17 protein-coding genes are annotated in these 17,314 nt (G+C 54.7%); 15 read left to right on the top strand and 2 right to left on the bottom strand.

The genetic code is table 11. The features are described from left to right. Nucleotides 1–543 precede the first annotated feature (543 nt). On the top strand, nt 544–1,491 hold the full coding sequence (rluC, locus tag E0L16_RS14005; RefSeq protein WP_063866362.1) for a 23S rRNA pseudouridine(955/2504/2580) synthase RluC: 948 nt from the start codon (nt 544–546) through the stop codon (nt 1,489–1,491). A gap of 95 nt (nt 1,492–1,586) precedes the next feature. Here rluC and E0L16_RS14000 read toward each other — a convergent pair whose 3' ends face one another. After that, nucleotides 1,587–2,171: a Maf family protein gene (locus E0L16_RS14000; RefSeq protein WP_107535120.1), complete on the bottom strand. Its 585-nt coding sequence runs from the start codon at nt 2,169–2,171 to the stop codon at nt 1,587–1,589. A 140-nt stretch (nt 2,172–2,311) separates the two neighbouring features. Between E0L16_RS14000 and yceD the strand changes: the two genes are divergently transcribed. The 14 genes from yceD to ptsG all read left to right on the top strand — a co-directional run bounded on the left by yceD (nt 2,312) and on the right by ptsG (nt 14,638). Continuing rightward, on the top strand, nt 2,312–2,833 hold the full coding sequence (yceD, locus tag E0L16_RS13995; protein WP_003857966.1) for a 23S rRNA accumulation protein YceD: 522 nt from the start codon (nt 2,312–2,314) through the stop codon (nt 2,831–2,833). 16 nt (nt 2,834–2,849) lie between these two features. Further along, nucleotides 2,850–3,023: a 50S ribosomal protein L32 gene (gene rpmF / locus E0L16_RS13990; protein WP_003857964.1), complete on the top strand. Its 174-nt coding sequence runs from the start codon at nt 2,850–2,852 to the stop codon at nt 3,021–3,023. An 81-nt stretch (nt 3,024–3,104) separates the two neighbouring features. Continuing rightward, a complete protein-coding gene (gene plsX / locus E0L16_RS13985; protein ID WP_207388508.1) occupies nt 3,105–4,139 on the top strand; it encodes a phosphate acyltransferase PlsX in 1,035 nt (344 codons plus the stop codon). Nucleotides 4,140–4,145: 6 nt separating this feature from the next. Beyond that, nucleotides 4,146–5,099, top strand: coding sequence for a beta-ketoacyl-ACP synthase III (locus E0L16_RS13980; protein WP_063866364.1), 954 nt, complete (start codon nt 4,146–4,148; stop codon nt 5,097–5,099). A gap of 15 nt (nt 5,100–5,114) precedes the next feature. After that, nucleotides 5,115–6,044 carry an ACP S-malonyltransferase gene (fabD, locus tag E0L16_RS13975; protein ID WP_023335277.1) on the top strand — a complete coding sequence of 310 codons (930 nt, stop codon included), beginning with the start codon at nt 5,115–5,117 and terminating at the stop codon, nt 6,042–6,044. A 12-nt stretch (nt 6,045–6,056) separates the two neighbouring features. Then, on the top strand, nt 6,057–6,791 hold the full coding sequence (fabG, locus tag E0L16_RS13970; RefSeq protein WP_023335278.1) for a 3-oxoacyl-ACP reductase FabG: 735 nt from the start codon (nt 6,057–6,059) through the stop codon (nt 6,789–6,791). A 154-nt stretch (nt 6,792–6,945) separates the two neighbouring features. Continuing rightward, complete coding sequence (gene acpP / locus E0L16_RS13965; RefSeq protein ID WP_003857954.1) at nt 6,946–7,182, top strand: acyl carrier protein; 237 nt, start codon at nt 6,946–6,948, stop codon at nt 7,180–7,182. Between the two features lie 91 nt (nt 7,183–7,273). Continuing rightward, nucleotides 7,274–8,515, top strand: a complete 1,242-nt coding sequence (fabF, locus tag E0L16_RS13960; RefSeq protein ID WP_063866366.1) for a beta-ketoacyl-ACP synthase II — start codon at nt 7,274–7,276, stop codon at nt 8,513–8,515. A gap of 120 nt (nt 8,516–8,635) precedes the next feature. Continuing rightward, nucleotides 8,636–9,445, top strand: a complete 810-nt coding sequence (gene pabC / locus E0L16_RS13955) for an aminodeoxychorismate lyase (protein ID WP_131637178.1) — start codon at nt 8,636–8,638, stop codon at nt 9,443–9,445. A 2-nt stretch (nt 9,446–9,447) separates the two neighbouring features. After that, the gene (gene yceG, locus E0L16_RS13950) at nt 9,448–10,470 is read left to right on the top strand and encodes a cell division protein YceG (protein WP_102749687.1); all 1,023 of its coding nucleotides are present in this window, start codon (nt 9,448–9,450) and stop codon (nt 10,468–10,470) included. Continuing rightward, on the top strand, nt 10,460–11,101 hold the full coding sequence (tmk, locus tag E0L16_RS13945; RefSeq protein WP_131637177.1) for a dTMP kinase: 642 nt from the start codon (nt 10,460–10,462) through the stop codon (nt 11,099–11,101). Before yceG ends, tmk begins: the two co-directional genes overlap by 11 nt. Continuing rightward, on the top strand, nt 11,098–12,102 hold the full coding sequence (gene holB / locus E0L16_RS13940; protein WP_112791721.1) for a DNA polymerase III subunit delta': 1,005 nt from the start codon (nt 11,098–11,100) through the stop codon (nt 12,100–12,102). Before tmk ends, holB begins: the two co-directional genes overlap by 4 nt. Before the next feature lie 10 nt (nt 12,103–12,112). Then, nucleotides 12,113–12,907 carry a metal-dependent hydrolase gene (locus tag E0L16_RS13935; RefSeq protein ID WP_112791722.1) on the top strand — a complete coding sequence of 265 codons (795 nt, stop codon included), beginning with the start codon at nt 12,113–12,115 and terminating at the stop codon, nt 12,905–12,907. 297 nt (nt 12,908–13,204) lie between these two features. Next, nucleotides 13,205–14,638 carry a PTS glucose transporter subunit IIBC gene (ptsG, locus tag E0L16_RS13930; RefSeq protein ID WP_003857942.1) on the top strand — a complete coding sequence of 478 codons (1,434 nt, stop codon included), beginning with the start codon at nt 13,205–13,207 and terminating at the stop codon, nt 14,636–14,638. Between the two features lie 138 nt (nt 14,639–14,776). On the opposite strand, the gene fhuE is transcribed toward ptsG, so the two are convergent. Further along, complete coding sequence (gene fhuE / locus E0L16_RS13920; protein ID WP_131637176.1) at nt 14,777–16,963, bottom strand: ferric-rhodotorulic acid/ferric-coprogen receptor FhuE; 2,187 nt, start codon at nt 16,961–16,963, stop codon at nt 14,777–14,779. Nucleotides 16,964–17,314 lie beyond the last annotated feature (351 nt).

Genomic DNA, 17,314 nt, shown 5'->3' with positions numbered 1-17,314 from the left:
ACGACAAAGCTGCGGGCAAGGTGACGCTTTCCGGGGTATGAACCGATGGCCTCGTGTCTATTCACGTCGCCAACCTCACGGTTGTCGCTCGCTTAAGAGGCGCAGAGTGTCGGTTGCCTGTATTTCATACGGAAACACAGCGCAATTATCAGGGGAATTGCCTGGGAAAACTCTCCAGAGAACAATCCTTATACCGGGAAGTACTGCAACCCGCAGCCCGCTAACTGCCTGAAAGATCAATACGTCTTACGCCATTGCTGCGTGGATGATCGGTCAGACAAAATTGGTCATTCCGTCGAGATCCTTACAAAACCCGGATTTAACGCGGAAAACGGATTCATTATTCCACTGCTCGCCGGGTTATAGCAAGATGACTTTTACCAATTATCACCCGGTTACTCACAGTTTCTTCACTTCAACGGGGTGATTGGTTTAATAACCACCAAATCGATTGCGCGAAAGCGGAGTGTTCCGGATAAAAGTAAATATAAGCATAGAAAAATGAGTGGCGCTATTGCCTGACGCTATTTAGAATCGCCAACCATGAAAACAGAGACTCCAGCCGTAAAAATGGTTGCCATCGCCGACGATGACGCGGGGCAACGTATCGATAATTTTTTGCGCACCCAGCTGAAGGGCGTGCCAAAAAGTATGATTTATCGCATCCTGCGTAAGGGCGAGGTGCGGGTGAATAAAAAACGCGTGAAGCCTGAGTATAAGCTCGAGGCGGGCGATGAAGTCCGCATTCCACCGGTACGCGTAGCAGAGCGTGAAGAAGAGGTCGTTTCTCCGAAGCTGCAAAAAGTCGCGGCACTGAGCGAGGTTATCCTTTATGAGGACGATCACATTCTGGTGCTGAATAAACCGTCCGGAACGGCGGTACACGGGGGGAGCGGTCTCAGCTTCGGCGTGATCGAAGGTTTACGCGCGCTGCGCCCGGAAGCGCGTTTCCTTGAACTGGTTCACCGTCTTGACCGTGATACCTCCGGCGTGCTGCTGGTAGCGAAAAAGCGTTCTGCCCTGCGTTCCCTGCATGAACAGCTTCGCGAAAAAGGGATGCAAAAAGATTACCTGGCGCTGGTACGCGGCCAGTGGCAGTCCCATGTAAAAGTGGTGCAGGCACCGCTGCTGAAAAACATTCTGCAAAGCGGCGAGCGCATTGTTCGTGTTAATCAGGAAGGGAAACCGTCTGAGACGCGCTTTAAAGTAGAAGAGCGCTACGAATTCGCCACGCTGGTGCGCTGTAGTCCGGTGACGGGGCGTACGCACCAGATTCGCGTGCATACCCAGTTTGCGGGCCATCCGATTGCGTTTGACGACCGCTATGGCGATCGCGAGTTTGATAAGCAGCTGGCGGGTACGGGGCTTTCGCGTCTGTTCCTGCATGCGGCAGCGCTGAAGTTTACCCATCCTAATACCGGGGAAGTTATCCGTATTGAAGCGCCGCTGGATGAGCAGCTCAAACGCTGTCTGAAAGTTCTGCGTGGCTGATTTTGTGCCGGGTAGCGCTGCGCTTACCCGGCCTACATGTATTTCTCCCTCTCCCTGTGGAAGAGGGCCGGGGTGAGGGCATCAGGCCGCAACGGTCACATCGTCAGCGGATTACATTCTTCTCGTCTTAACATCTGGCACAGCGCTATCAGCGGCAGACCCACCAGCGTGTTGGGATCCCGACCGTCCAGCTTGTCGAACAGCGCAATCCCCAGCCCCTCACTTTTGAAACTGCCCGCGCAGTTCAGAGGACGTTCCCGACGCACGTAATCCATAATCTCCTGCTCGCTAAGATGACGAAAGTGCACGTCGAACGGCTCGCATTCGCTTTGCAGATGACCGCTGGCCGAATTATAAAGCGCCAGGCCCGTATAAAAGGTCACAATACTGCCTCGCGCACGCAGAAGTTGCTGGCAGGCGTTTTCTTCCGTATGCGGTTTGCCGGTGATTTCGCCGTCCAGCACGCAAACCTGATCGGAGCCTATAATCAGATGAGCGGGGTAGCGTTCGGCCAGCGATTGCGCTTTCTCCTTTGCGAGACGGGTCACCAGATGACGCGGTGACTCTCCCGGCTGCGGCGTCTCATCAACGTTGGGTGCGGCGCATTCAAACGGGATCCCGAGCTTTTCCAGCAGCATTCGGCGATAGGGGGAAGTGGAAGCAAGTACGAGATTTGGCATATTTTTATCACCAGATATAGCGTATCGATGCCAGCCATTTTAAACTACAGGCCGCAATGTGTGCGAATAATTGGCAAAAGGCAGCTCTGGTTGCCTTTTTCTTTGACTCTATGACGTTACAAAGTTAATATGCGCGCCCTATGCAAAAGGTAAAATTACCCCTGACTCTTGATCCGGTTCGTACGGCTCAAAAACGCCTCGATTACGAAGGAATTTATTCTTCCGATCAGGCCGAGCGTATTGCCGAGTCTGTAGTCAGTGTGGACAGTGATGTAGAATGCTCCATGTCGTTCGCTATCGATAACCAGCGTCTCGCCGTCTTAACCGGTGATGCAAAGGTAACGGTAACGCTCGAATGTCAGCGTTGCGGGAAACCGTTCGTACAGCATGTTCACACAACGTATTGTTTTAGTCCGGTTCGTTCTGACGAACAGGCTGAAGCACTCCCGGAAGCGTATGAGCCGATTGAGGTTAACGAATTCGGTGAAATCGATCTTCTGGCTCTGGTTGAAGATGAAGTCATCCTCTCCTTGCCAGTGGTTCCGGTGCATGATTCTGAACACTGTGAAGTGTCCGAGGCGGACATGGTCTTTGGGGAACTGCCTGATGAAGCGCAAAAACCAAACCCATTTGCCGTATTAGCCAGCTTAAAGCGTAAGTAATTGAGGAGTAAGGTCCATGGCCGTACAACAGAATAAACCAACCCGTTCCAAACGTGGCATGCGTCGTTCCCATGACGCGCTGACCGCAGTTACCAGCCTGTCTGTAGACAAGACTTCTGGTGAGAAACACCTGCGTCACCACATCACCGCTGACGGTTTCTACCGCGGCCGCAAGGTTATCACTAAGTAATCACGCGTCAGCGTGATTAGGCTTAGTGAGGAACTTCCCCGTGCAAACGGGGAGTTTACCGAACCAGGCTGCGACGATACCTTGACACGTCTAACCCTGGCGTTAGATGTCATGGGGGGCGATTTTGGCCCTACCGTGACAGTGCCTGCAGCATTGCAGGCACTGAATTCTAATTCGCAACTCACACTTCTATTAGTCGGTAATCCCGACACAATCACGCCATTACTTGCAAAAGCTGACTTTGAACAACGTTCGCGTCTGCAGATTATTCCTGCGCAGTCAGTTATTGCCAGTGATGCCCGGCCATCGCAGGCTATTCGTAATAGCCGTGGCAGCTCTATGCGCATGGCGCTGGAGCTGGTGAAAGAAGGGCGAGCGCAGGCTTGCGTCAGCGCCGGAAATACGGGCACGCTGATGGGGCTGTCGAAATTATTGCTCAAGCCGATTGAGGGCATTGAGCGTCCGGCGCTGGTGACGGTGTTACCGCACCAGCAGAAGGGCAAAACGGTGGTGCTCGATCTGGGCGCTAACGTAGATTGTGATAGTACAATGCTGGCTCAGTTTGCCGTGATGGGGTCGGTGCTGGCAGAAGACGTGGTCGGGATTAACAACCCCCGCGTTGCGTTATTGAATATTGGTGAAGAAGAAACCAAAGGCCTGGACAGTATCCGCGACGCTGCGGAAATACTCAAACAGGTTCCCTCCATCAACTATATTGGTTATCTCGAAGCCAATGAGTTGCTGACGGGCAAAACGGACGTATTAGTGTGTGATGGCTTCACCGGAAACGTAACGTTGAAGACCATGGAAGGGGTCGTACGAATGTTCCTTTCCCTGCTGAAATCGCAGGGAGACGGTAAAAAAAGGTCCTGGTGGCTGATTTTATTAAAGCGTTGGTTACAAAAAAGCCTGACGCGGCGATTCAGTCACCTCAACCCCGACCAGTATAATGGCGCCTGTCTGTTAGGATTGCGCGGCATCGTGATTAAGAGTCATGGCGCCGCCAATCAGCGAGCCTTTACCGTCGCGATTGAACAGGCAGTGCAGGCGGTGCAGCGACAAGTTCCTCAGAGGATTGCCGCTCGCCTGGGATCTGTATTAGCTAAAAGTGACTGAGCGTACATGTATACGAAGATTTTAGGTACCGGCAGCTACCTGCCAAAACAAGTGCGTACCAACGCCGATCTTGAAAAAATGGTAGATACGTCTGACGAGTGGATTGTCACGCGCACAGGTATCCGTGAACGTCGTATCGCCGCGCCAGACGAAACTGTGTCCACCATGGGCTACGAAGCCGCTCAGCGCGCGCTTGAGATGGCAGGCATTGATAAAGAACAGATCGGGCTTATTGTGGTGGCGACAACGTCTGCCACGCATGCCTTCCCAAGCGCGGCGTGCCAGGTGCAGAACATGCTCGGCATTAAAGGCTGCCCGGCGTTTGACGTTGCCGCAGCGTGTGCGGGCTTCACCTATGCGCTGAGCATCGCCGATCAGTACGTGAAATCGGGCGCGGTAAAATATGCGCTGGTGATCGGCGCTGACGTGCTGGCGCGTACCTGCGATCCAACCGATCGCGGCACGATCATTATTTTTGGCGACGGTGCGGGCGCGGTACTGCTGGGGCAGTCCGACGAGCCGGGCATCATCTCCACGCATCTGCATGCTGACGGTCGCTACGGCGAACTGTTAACGCTGCCTAACGCCGATCGCGTTAACCCGGACAGCGCGATCTACCTGACGATGGCGGGTAACGAGGTGTTTAAGGTGGCCGTCACTGAACTGGCCCACATCGTTGACGAGACGCTGGAAGCAAATAATCTGGACCGCGCCGCGCTCGACTGGCTGGTGCCGCACCAGGCTAACCTGCGTATTATCAGCGCGACGGCGAAGAAGCTGGGCATGTCAATGGATAACGTTGTGGTGACGCTCGATCGCCACGGCAATACCTCTGCGGCATCGGTACCGTGCGCATTTGACGAAGCGGTACGCGATGGACGAATTAAACGGGGCCAACTGGTCTTGCTTGAAGCCTTCGGTGGTGGGTTCACCTGGGGTTCCGCGCTGGTTCGTTTCTAGGATAAGGATTAAAAAATGACGCAATTTGCTTTTGTGTTCCCGGGACAGGGCTCGCAAACCGTTGGGATGTTGTCTGAAATGGCGGCAAACTATCCGGTTATCGAAGAGACTTTCCGTGAAGCTTCTGACGCGCTGGGTTATGATCTGTGGGCGCTGACCCAGCAGGGTCCGGCCGAAGAGCTGAACAAAACCTGGCAGACCCAACCGGCACTGCTGGCTGCCTCCGTTGCGCTGTGGCGCGTATGGCAGCAGCAGGGCGGCAAAGCGCCAGCGTTGATGGCGGGCCACAGCCTCGGCGAATATTCTGCGCTGGTCTGTGCGGGCGTTATTGCCTTTGCTGATGCGGTTCGTCTGGTTGAATTGCGTGGTAAATTCATGCAGGAAGCGGTGCCAGAAGGCACGGGCGGCATGTCTGCCATCATCGGTCTTGATGATGCTTCTATTGCGAAAGCGTGTGAAGAATCTGCTGAAGGTCAGGTGGTTTCTCCGGTAAACTTCAACTCGCCGGGCCAGGTAGTTATTGCCGGTCATAAAGAAGCGGTTGAACGTGCCGGTGCCGCCTGTAAAGCTGCGGGCGCGAAGCGCGCGCTGCCGCTGCCGGTGAGCGTGCCGTCTCACTGTGCTCTGATGAAGCCTGCCGCCGATAAGCTGGCGGTTGAGCTGGAAAAAATGACCTTTAACGCACCGACGATTTCCGTTGTGAATAACGTCGATGTGAAATGCGAAACCGCACCCGACGCTATCCGTAACGCGCTGGTTCGCCAGCTTTACAGCCCGGTGCAGTGGACCAAAACCGTTGAGTTTATGGCGTCTCAGGGCGTTGAGCATCTGTACGAAGTCGGCCCTGGTAAAGTTCTCACCGGCCTGACGAAGCGTATTGTTGACACCCTGACGGCCTCGGCGATTAACGAGCCGGAAGCAATGAAAGCGGCACTCTCGCAATAAAAGAGGAATACCATGAGTTTTGAAGGAAAAATTGCCCTGGTGACCGGCGCAAGCCGCGGTATCGGGCGTGCTATTGCTGAAACACTGGTTGCGCGCGGCGCGAAAGTGATCGGGACTGCGACCAGCGAGAAGGGCGCAGAGGCCATCAGCGAGTATCTGGGTGCGAACGGTAAAGGTCTGGTACTGAATGTGACTGAGCCAGCATCTATCGAATCTGTTCTGGAAAATATTCGCGCAGAGTTTGGCGAAGTGGATATTCTGGTCAATAATGCCGGGATCACTCGCGACAATCTGCTGATGCGAATGAAAGATGATGAGTGGAACGATATTATCGAAACCAACCTGTCATCTGTATTCCGTCTGTCAAAAGCGGTAATGCGCGCTATGATGAAAAAGCGTCATGGTCGTATTATCACTGTGGGTTCTGTGGTTGGTACCATGGGAAATGCTGGTCAGGCTAACTACGCTGCGGCGAAAGCAGGTCTGATCGGTTTCAGTAAGTCGCTGGCGCGTGAAGTCGCGTCCCGCGGAATTACTGTAAACGTTGTTGCTCCGGGCTTTATTGAAACGGACATGACGCGTGCGCTGACGGATGATCAGCGTGCGGGTACGCTGGCGGCAGTTCCGGCGGGTCGTCTTGGCGACCCTAAAGAAATCGCCAGCGCGGTTGCATTTTTAGCCTCTGACGAAGCGGGTTACATCACTGGTGAAACCCTCCACGTCAACGGCGGGATGTACATGGTTTAATCACGATCGAAAATATTTGCGTTATTTGGGCAAATGGCCTCAAAATAACGTAAAATCGTGGTAAGACCTGCCGGGATTTAGTTGCAAATTTTTCAACATTTTATACACTACGAAAACCATCGCGAAAGCGAGTTTTGATAGGAAATTTAAGAGTATGAGCACTATCGAAGAACGCGTTAAGAAAATTATCGGCGAACAGCTGGGCGTTAAGCAGGAAGAAGTTGTGAACTCCGCTTCCTTTGTTGAAGACCTGGGCGCAGATTCTCTTGACACCGTTGAGCTGGTAATGGCTCTGGAAGAAGAGTTTGATACTGAGATTCCGGACGAAGAAGCTGAGAAAATCACCACCGTTCAGGCTGCCATTGATTACATCAACGGTCACCAGGCGTAAGTGAACATCTCCAGGCGGTCATTCGACCGCCTGAGTTTTATCTTTTGTAGTCCCACGAATCTCTTTTTTTATCCCTCCCTGGAGGACAAACGTGTCTAAGCGTCGTGTAGTTGTGACCGGACTTGGCATGTTGTCTCCTGTCGGCAATACCGTAGAGTCCACCTGGAAAGCTCTCCTTGCCGGTCAGAGCGGCATCAGCCTAATCGACCATTTCGATACTAGCGCCTATGCAACGAAATTTGCTGGCTTAGTAAAGGATTTTAACTGTGAAGAGATCATCTCGCGCAAAGAACAGCGCAAGATGGATGCCTTCATTCAATATGGAATTGTCGCTGGCGTTCAGGCCATGCAGGATTCTGGCCTTGAGATTACGGAAGAGAACGCTACCCGTATCGGCGCTGCTATCGGCTCCGGGATTGGCGGCCTTGGCCTGATTGAGGAAAACCATACGTCTCTGATGAATGGCGGCCCGCGTAAAATCAGCCCGTTCTTCGTTCCGTCTACGATTGTAAACATGGTGGCAGGTCACCTGACCATTATGTTCGGCCTGCGTGGCCCAAGCATCTCAATCGCGACAGCCTGTACGTCTGGCGTGCATAACATCGGCCAGGCCGCGCGTATTATCGCGTACGGCGATGCAGATGCTATGGTTGCGGGCGGTGCTGAAAAAGCCAGTACCCCGCTGGGTGTCGGTGGCTTCGGTGCAGCGCGTGCGCTCTCAACCCGTAACGATAACCCGCAGGCGGCAAGCCGTCCGTGGGATAAAGACCGTGACGGTTTCGTGCTGGGTGACGGTGCGGGCATGATCGTACTGGAAGAGTACGAACATGCGAAAAAACGTGGCGCGAAAATTTATGCTGAAATCGTTGGCTTTGGCATGAGCAGCGATGCGTATCACATGACGTCACCACCAGAAAATGGTGCGGGCGCCGCGCTGGCTATGGCTAACGCGATTCGTGATGCGGGCATTACTCCGGCACAGATTGGCTACGTTAACGCACACGGGACGTCTACTCCTGCGGGCGATAAAGCAGAAGCGCAGGCTGTTAAGTCTATCTTCGGCGAATCTGCCAGCCGTGTACTGGTGAGCTCCACGAAATCCATGACCGGTCACCTGCTGGGTGCGGCGGGCGCGGTAGAGTCAATCTACTCTATCCTGGCGCTGCGCGATCAGGCTGTACCGCCAACCATCAACCTGGATAACCCGGATGAAGGTTGCGATCTGGACTTCGTTCCTCACGAGGCGCGCCAGGTGAGCGGTATGGAGTACACCCTGTGTAACTCCTTCGGTTTCGGTGGAACTAACGGTTCTCTGATCTTCAAAAAGGTCTGAGTCTGATTAGTCACTGATGTTAAAAAAGGTCCGCTTGTCGGGCCTTTTTTATTAGGTGAAATCCACTTGTCCGGCTATCAACATCCTGCCAGACTGTGCCTCCACGCATAAGGAGCCACCATGTTTTTAATCAATGGCCTTGAGCAAGAAACGCTGCCGGCAAGCGACAGGGCGACCCAGTTTGGCGATGGCTGTTTCACAACCGCGCGTATTCTCGACGGTGGCGTGTGCCTGCTCGAAGCCCATATCCTTCGTTTACAAAAAGCCTGCGAAACGTTACTGATCCCCTTCTCAGCGTGGGGCATTCTCGAAAGCGAGATGCGTCGGTTGGCGTCAGCGAAAACAAGCGGCGTTTTAAAGGTGATCATCAGCCGCGGAAGCGGCGGGCGAGGGTACAGCGGCTCTGCCTGTCTGCATCCTACGCGGATCCTTTCCGTTTCAGATTATCCTTCCCACTACGCGCACTGGCGTGAAGAGGGCGTAGCGCTGGCGCTGAGCCCGGTACGCCTGGGGCGAAACCCGATGCTTGCCGGAATAAAACATCTTAACCGCCTTGAACAGGTGCTTATTCGTACTCATCTTGAGCAGACGGAGGCCGGGGAGGCGCTGGTTCTTGACAGCGAAGGGTACATTACGGAATGCTGTGCGGCTAATTTACTCTGGCGGAAGGGCAGTGGCGTATTCACGCCTTCGCTGGAGCAGGCCGGCGTCAACGGCATAATGCGACAGTTTTGTTTGCAACAGCTGGCACGCGCTGACGTTCGCGTTGTCGAAGTTAACGCTAAGGAAGAGGCGCTGCTGGCCGCGGATGAAGTTGTTATCTGCAATGCGCTAATGCCCGTTGTCCCCGTTCGCGCTTATGGCCACACGTGCTGGTCATCCCGCGAGCTGTTCCAGTTTCTGGCCCCGTTATGTGAGCAAACCAGGTAGTCATGAAGAAAATGTTACGCTTTGTCCTCCTTCTTATCGTTGCGTTCGGTATTGCCGGCGGAGCGGGAGTGTGGAAAGTCCGTCAGCTGGCGGACAGCAAGATCCTGATTAAAGACGAGACGATTTTTACGCTGAAAGCGGGTACCGGGCGGCAGGCGCTTGGTCAGCAGCTGTATGGCGACAAAATCATCAACCGCCCACGTGTCTTCCAGTGGCTGCTGCGTATTGAGCCTGAACTGTCCCACTTCAAGGCCGGGACCTATCGCTTTACCCCTGGCATGACCGTGCGCGAGATGCTGCAACTGCTGGAGAGTGGTAAAGAAGCCCAGTTCCCGCTGCGTTTTGTTGAGGGTATGCGTCTGAGCGATTACCTCAGGCAGCTGCGCGACGCGCCGTATATCAAGCATACGCTCAAGGATGATCGCTACCAGACGGTTGCGGAAGCCTTAAAATTCGACCATCCCGAGTGGATCGAAGGCTGGTTCTGGCCCGACACCTGGATGTACACGGCAGGCACGACGGACGTGGCAATCCTGAAGCGCGCGCACAACAAAATGGTCGCGGCGGTAGAGTCTGCCTGGAAAGGGCGAGCTGAAGGCCTGCCGTATAAAGATCAAAACCAGTTCATGACGATGGCCTCTATCATCGAGAAAGAGACGGCCGTCGCTGCCGAACGCGATCAGGTTGCCTCGGTGTTTATTAACCGTCTGCGCATCGGCATGCGTTTGCAGACCGATCCTACCGTTATCTACGGCATGGGCGAAAACTACAGCGGCAAGATTTCCAGAAAAGATCTGGAGACGCCAACGGCGTATAATACCTACGTCATTAGCGGCTTGCCGCCTGGACCGATCGCAACACCAGGTGAAGCCTCGTTGAAGGCTGCCGCGCACCCGGCCAGGACACCGTATCTCTATTTTGTGGCTGATGGAAAAGGGGGGCATACCTTTAACACCAACCTGGCCAGCCACAATCGCTCTGTTCAGGACTATCTGAAGGCACTTAAGGAAAAAAATGCGCAGTAAATACATTGTCATTGAGGGACTCGAAGGGGCGGGAAAAACCACCGCCCGTAACGTGGTGGTTGATACGCTGACATCGCTTGGCGTCGCCGACATGGTCTTCACCCGCGAGCCGGGCGGTACGCAGCTGGCGGAAAAACTGCGCAGTCTGGTTCTGGATATCAAATCCGTCGGCGATGAAGTTATTACCGACAAAGCGGAAGTGCTGATGTTCTATGCAGCGCGCGTTCAGCTGGTGGAGACGGTGATCAAGCCCGCGCTGACAGAAGGGAAATGGGTAATTGGCGATCGCCACGATCTCTCAACCCAGGCGTATCAGGGCGGTGGCCGAGGTATCGATCAGGCTATGCTGGCTACGCTTCGCGACGCGGTTCTGGGCGATTTCCGTCCTGACCTGACGCTGTATCTCGACGTGACCCCTGAGGTGGGCCTGAAGCGCGCCCGGGCGCGCGGCGAGCTGGACCGAATTGAACAGGAGTCTTTTGACTTCTTTAACCGCACCCGCGCGCGTTATCTGGAACTGGCCGGACAGGACAGTACCATTCGTACCATCGACGCGACGCAATCCCTGGAAGACGTGACGCGTGATATTCAGCAGACCGTTACGCAGTGGGTACAGGAGCAGCAGGCATGAAATGGTATCCATGGTTGCGCCCGCACTTTGAACAGCTGATTAACAGCTATCAGGTTGGTCGGGGGCATCATGCGTTACTGATCCAGACCCTGCCGGGCATGGGCGATGATGCGTTGATCTACGCCATCACGCGCTTTCTGATGTGCCAACAGCCGGAAGGGCATAAAAGCTGCGGCAAGTGCCGGGGCTGCCAGCTCATGCAGGCGGGCACGCATCCTGACTATTACACCCTCGAACCCGAGAAGGGCAAAAATACGCTCGGCATCGACGCGGTGCGTGAGGTCAGTGAGAAACTGTACGAATATGCGCGTCTGGGAGGGGCGAAAGTGGTGTGGCTGAAGGACGCCGCGCTGCTCACGGAAGCCGCTGCCAACGCGCTGTTAAAAACGCTGGAAGAGCCGCCAGAAAATACCTGGTTTTTCCTCTCCTGCCGCGAGCCGGGCCGACTGCTGGCGACGCTGCGTAGCCGCTGCCGACTTCACCACCTTGCAGCCCCCCAGGAGTCGTGGGCGCTCGCCTGGCTGGAGCGTGAAGTGACGGTGTCACAGGATGCGGCGCTCTCGGCGTTGCGCCTGTACAGCGGTGCGCCTGCGGCTGCGCTGGCCTTATTGCAGCCTGAGGTGTGGTCCCAGCGTGAAACGCTTTGTCGTGCGGTTGAATCAGCCCTCGATAACCATGACTGGCTGAGCGTCCTGCCAGCGCTGAACAGCGATCAGGCTCCGGAACGGCTCCACTGGCTGGCCGCACTGCTGCTGGATGCGCTCAAAATCCAGCAAGGGGCGACGCTTCTGACTAACCCTGACGTGTGGACGCTGGTCACCACGCTGGCGAATCGCCTGTCCGGGTCGTCGCTGCACGCTATCCTTCATGATATCTGCCAGAGTCGTGAACAACTTTTGACGGTAACGGGTCTTAATCGCGAGCTTTTACTGACCGACCAGTTACTGCGTATCGAACACTACCTGCAACCGGGTGTTATACCGCCGGTTTCCCACCTCTGAGAGAGACATTATGTTTTTAGTCGACTCACACTGCCATCTTGATGGCCTGGATTATCAATCCCTGCATAAAAATGTGGACGACGTGCTGGCGAAAGCAGCCGAGCGCGATGTGAAATTTTGCCTGGCCGTGGCGACCACGCTGCCGGGCTACCGCACCATGCGTGAACTGGTTGGCGAGCGTAACAACGTTGTCTTCTCCTGCGGCGTGCATCCGCTGAATCAGGATGAAACGTACGAGGTTGAGGATTTACGCCGCCTTGCCGCAGAAGAGGGCGTCGTGGCGATGGGCGAGACCGGCCTCGACTACTTCTACACGCCAGAGACGAAACCTCGCCAGCAGGAATCCTTCCGCAACCATATCCGTATTGGTCGTGAACTGAATAAGCCGGTTATCGTTCATACCCGCGACGCACGCGCCGACACGCTGGAGATCCTGCGGGAAGAAAAGGTGACGGATTGCGGTGGCGTACTACACTGTTTCACAGAAGACAGAGAAACTGCGGGTAAGCTGCTTGATTTAGGCTTTTATATCTCGTTTTCGGGGATCGTTACGTTCCGTAATGCTGAACAGCTGCGTGATGCGGCGCGCTATGTTCCGCTGGATCGTATTCTGGTGGAAACCGATTCCCCGTACCTGGCGCCGGTGCCTCATCGCGGCAAAGAGAACCAGCCGGCGATGACCCGTGACGTTGCTGAGTATATGGCCGTTCTGAAAGGTGTCAGTATTGACGAGCTGGCTCGCGTGACCACGGAAAACTTCGCCAGCCTGTTCCATATCGACCCCGCCCGCCTGCAATCTGTCTGATACGCCTGTTTTTTTTAGGCTCGTAATTAATAAGCAAAACGAGTAAAGTTCACCGCCTCATTCAGGGCGGTGATGGCGTTTTTAGACACATCCAGACATGCTTTATGTAAATATCTGCAAGTTTTTTGGTCGTCTTGAACTGAAACGTGATAGCCGTCAAACAAACTCAGAGGGAATTATTTTACTCTGTGTAATAAATAAAGGGCGCTTAGATGTCCTGTCCACGGCGCGGTACTCCCCCCGGGCCAATGCGTGAAAGCGTAAAAAAAGCACAAATACTCAGGAGCACTCTCAATTATGTTTAAGAATGCATTTGCTAACCTGCAAAAGGTCGGTAAATCGCTGATGCTGCCAGTATCCGTACTGCCTATCGCAGGTATTCTGCTGGGCGTCGGTTCTGCAAACTTCAGCTGGCTGCCAGCCGTAGTTTCCCACGTGATGGCCGAAGCAGGCGGTTCTGTTTTTGCTAACATGCCGCTGATCTTCGCTATCGGTGTTGCGCTGGGCTTCACCAATAACGACGGTGTATCCGCTCTGGCGTCCGTTGTTGCTTACGGCATCATGGTGAAAACCATGGCTGTGGTTGCGCCGCTGGTCCTGCATTTACCTGCTGAAGAGATTGCCGCTAAGCACCTGGCTGACACCGGTGTTCTCGGTGGTATCATCTCCGGTGCGATTGCAGCGTACATGTTTAACCGCTTCTATCGCATCAAGCTGCCTGAGTATCTGGGCTTCTTCGCGGGTAAACGTTTTGTGCCGATCATTTCGGGTCTGGCCGCGATTTTCACCGGTGTGGTCCTGTCCTTCATCTGGCCACCAATCGGTACGGCTATCCAGACCTTCTCTCAGTGGGCGGCTTACCAGAACCCGGTTGTGGCGTTCGGTATCTACGGCTTCATTGAGCGCTGCCTGGTACCATTTGGTCTGCACCACATCTGGAACGTTCCATTCCAGATGCAGATTGGTGAATACACCAACGCAGCAGGTCAGGTGTTCCACGGTGACATCCCACGCTACATGGCGGGCGACCCAACGGCAGGTAAACTGTCTGGTGGCTTCCTGTTCAAAATGTACGGTCTGCCAGCCGCTGCGATTGCTATCTGGCACTCTGCTAAACCAGAGAACCGTGCAAAAGTGGGCGGTATCATGATCTCCGCAGCGCTGACCTCGTTCCTGACCGGTATCACCGAGCCGATCGAGTTCTCCTTCATGTTCGTTGCGCCGATCCTGTACATCATCCACGCGGTACTGGCAGGTCTGGCATTCCCAATCTGTATCCTGCTGGGTATGCGTGACGGTACGTCCTTCTCTCACGGCCTGATCGACTTCATCGTTCTGTCCGGTAACAGCAGCAAGCTGTGGCTGTTCCCAATCGTGGGTGCGGGCTACGCAGTGGTGTACTACACCGTCTTCCGCGTGCTGATCAAAGCACTGGACCTGAAAACTCCGGGTCGTGAAGATGCAACTGAAGACAGCAAAGCCGGTGCGACCAGCGAAATGGCACCTGCACTGGTTGCGGCCTTCGGCGGTAAAGAAAACATCACTAACCTGGACGCGTGTATCACTCGTCTGCGTGTGAGCGTTGCCGACGTGGCGAAAGTAGACCAGCCGGGTCTGAAAAAACTGGGCGCAGCGGGCGTCGTTGTTGCAGGTTCTGGTGTTCAGGCTATCTTCGGAACAAAATCCGATAACCTGAAAACCGAAATGGATGAGTACATCCGCAACAACTAAGCTGTGACCTGGGGAGACTAAGGCAGCCGAATGGCTGCCTTTTTTATTGCTGCGGTTTGTGGTGCGGGGTGGCGGCTACGCCTTACCCGTCCTGAATGAGGGGTAGGCCCGGTAAGCGTAGCGCCACCAGGCTTAAACTCAGAAGTCGTAGCTCGCGCTCACCGAAACGTTCAGCGGTGCGCCATACACCACATACGATCCGACGTAGTCGTAATACTCTTTGTCGAACAGGTTGTTGACGTTAGCCTGAACGGCAAAGTCTTTGGTGACCTGATAGCGGCTGAACAGGTTCACCAGCCCATAGCTGCCTTGCTCCGCGCGGGAACGTCCTGCCGGACCGCCTTCCACGTCCGTCCATACCTTGTTCTGCCAGTTTACGCCACCGCCCACGGTCAGCTCCGGCAGCATGGGCAACTGATAACGGGTGAACAGCTTCATGGTCGTGCGCGGCTGATCGGAACTGACGGCGTTGCCATTTTTATCTTCAGCAATGTAACGCGTCGCGCCGAAGGTCAGCTGCCAGTTATCGGTCAGGGCACCGTTGAGCTCGAATTCAACGCCTTTGCTGACCACGCCGTCCAGCGATTCATAAATCGACTCACCGCTCGGCATGTAGGTATAGGTGTTGCTTGCGACGTTATCCTGCTCAATGCGGAAAATCGCCAGCGAGGTGGTGAGGCGGGTATTAAACCAGTCGGCCTTCACGCCCGCTTCATAGCTTTTGCCCGTGGTAGGGTCGAGATAACGTCCGCTGGCGTCGCGCTTATCCTGCGGCTGGAAGATGGAGGTATAGCTGACGTAGGTCGACCAGTCCTCATTGATGTCATACACCAGGCCCGCGTACGGCGTTACGTCATCTTGGGTACTTTCCAGACGGGTGTTTGGGGAACCTGCCGGATTATAGCGAATGTTATAGCTGGTGTAGCGCGCGCCCAGAATCAGGTGCAGCGGGTCGGCCAGCGAGAAACGCGCGGAGGAATAGGCTGAAGACTGACGAATATCATCTTTGCTGTAGAGCTTCCACGGGGTCCACTGCGGATCGGCAATGTTCCCGTTCCAGTTCTTAAAGTTGCCGACGTCAACCATGCCGTATACCGCATCCGGCATAGTATTGTCGTAATGGTTGCGCTGACGGCTGAAGCTGCCGCCGAACATCATTTCGTGCTGACGACCAAAGAGATCGAAGCCGCCGCGCAGGAAAGCGTCGACCGCATCCTGTTTACGTTCCCCGCGGTTCCAGCCGCCGTAACCCACCAGGCCCGCGCCGGTCTCTTTATCAGGATAACCAGACATATACATCAGCTTAGAGTCAAAGTTGGTTTCAGCATGCATGCCGTTGATGTGCGCTTCCCAGCCATTATCGAAACGCTGGGTCAGGTTAGCGAAGATGCGGGTGCTGTCTTTATCCGAATAGGCCCAGTCAGGCGCGACGGTCTGGCTGCGATTGTAGTTGGTCTTACTTCCGTCGCTGTACCAGGTCGGCAGGCCACCCCAGGTTGGGTCGGCGGTATGGCTTTCCTGATACTCATACCCTACCGAGAGGGTCGTGCTGTCGGTGACATCTGCGTCCATCACACCGTAGAGGAATTTCTTCCGGTAGTGGTAGTTATCCACGAAGCTGTCGTTATCCTGATAACCGGTGATAAGACGGCCCCGCACCTTACCTGACTCCACCAGCGGCGCCTGGAGATCCAGCACGTAGCGCTGCTTGTCCCAGCTGCCGTAGCTGGCAGAGACGTTGCCTTTAAATTCCGGGCTGTCCGCATGCTTGCGCACCATATTAACGTACGCCGCCGGGTTGCCCGTACCGGACATCAGGCCGGTGGCGCCACGGACCACTTCAATGCGGTCATAAATTGCGGTGTCGGCGGCGGTATCACCAAAGTTCCACACTTCACTGATGGACGTCGGAAGGTCGTCATAGGCGTAGTTGCTGACGAAAAATCCGCGTGAGTAAAACACGGTACGGTCGCTATCCTGTACCTGCGCCGTAATGCCCGTGGTGTTCGTCAGCACCTGGCCGATAGATTGCAGATTCTGATCAGCCATACGCTGCTGGCTAATGACGCTGACGGACTGTGGGATATCACGAGGGACCAGCAACAGTTTGGTGCCGGTAGTGGTGGTTTTTACGCTGTAATCCTGATCCTGGCTGGCAGACAGATCCTGTGTGTTGTCAAAACCTCCGTCAACGACGACGGTATCTTCGGTTGAAGCAGCGAAAGCGGCGGTTGGCGTCAATGCCATAGCAATGCAGGCTGCCAGCAACGAAGGTGTTGCGACAGGCTGGCGTTGCCCATCCCTGGTGTGATTAATGAAAGACATCATCAAACCCTTAGTGAATGGTGAAGGTGGTGCGCGACAGCTCCGCTAGCACGGGCTGACGTCGTTTTCTATGTTAAAAATGCGCATGAAAATGCAAATGCGAAATATACGCATTGTGATTAACGCTGTAAACAGATGTTTCGGGATGAACTGAAATCAGGTTTCAGAATAGAAATGTCCTAAAGCGATGCCTCTTCAGCCAGATGGCGGACAATCAGGAAAGAAATCACGGGAGAAGGTTGAAAGGACAGGAGAAAGTCGCTCATACTCTTGTGTTGTGTCATGCAGTAAAACAGACAATGTGTGTTAACAACGGACGCACGACGCCAGATTAAATTTAAAAGGAAAATG

This window comes from Enterobacter quasihormaechei (assembly GCF_004331385.1).
In the GTDB taxonomy this organism is placed as follows: domain Bacteria; phylum Pseudomonadota; class Gammaproteobacteria; order Enterobacterales; family Enterobacteriaceae; genus Enterobacter; species Enterobacter quasihormaechei.
This window is presented reverse-complemented; position numbering and strand designations above follow the sequence as displayed.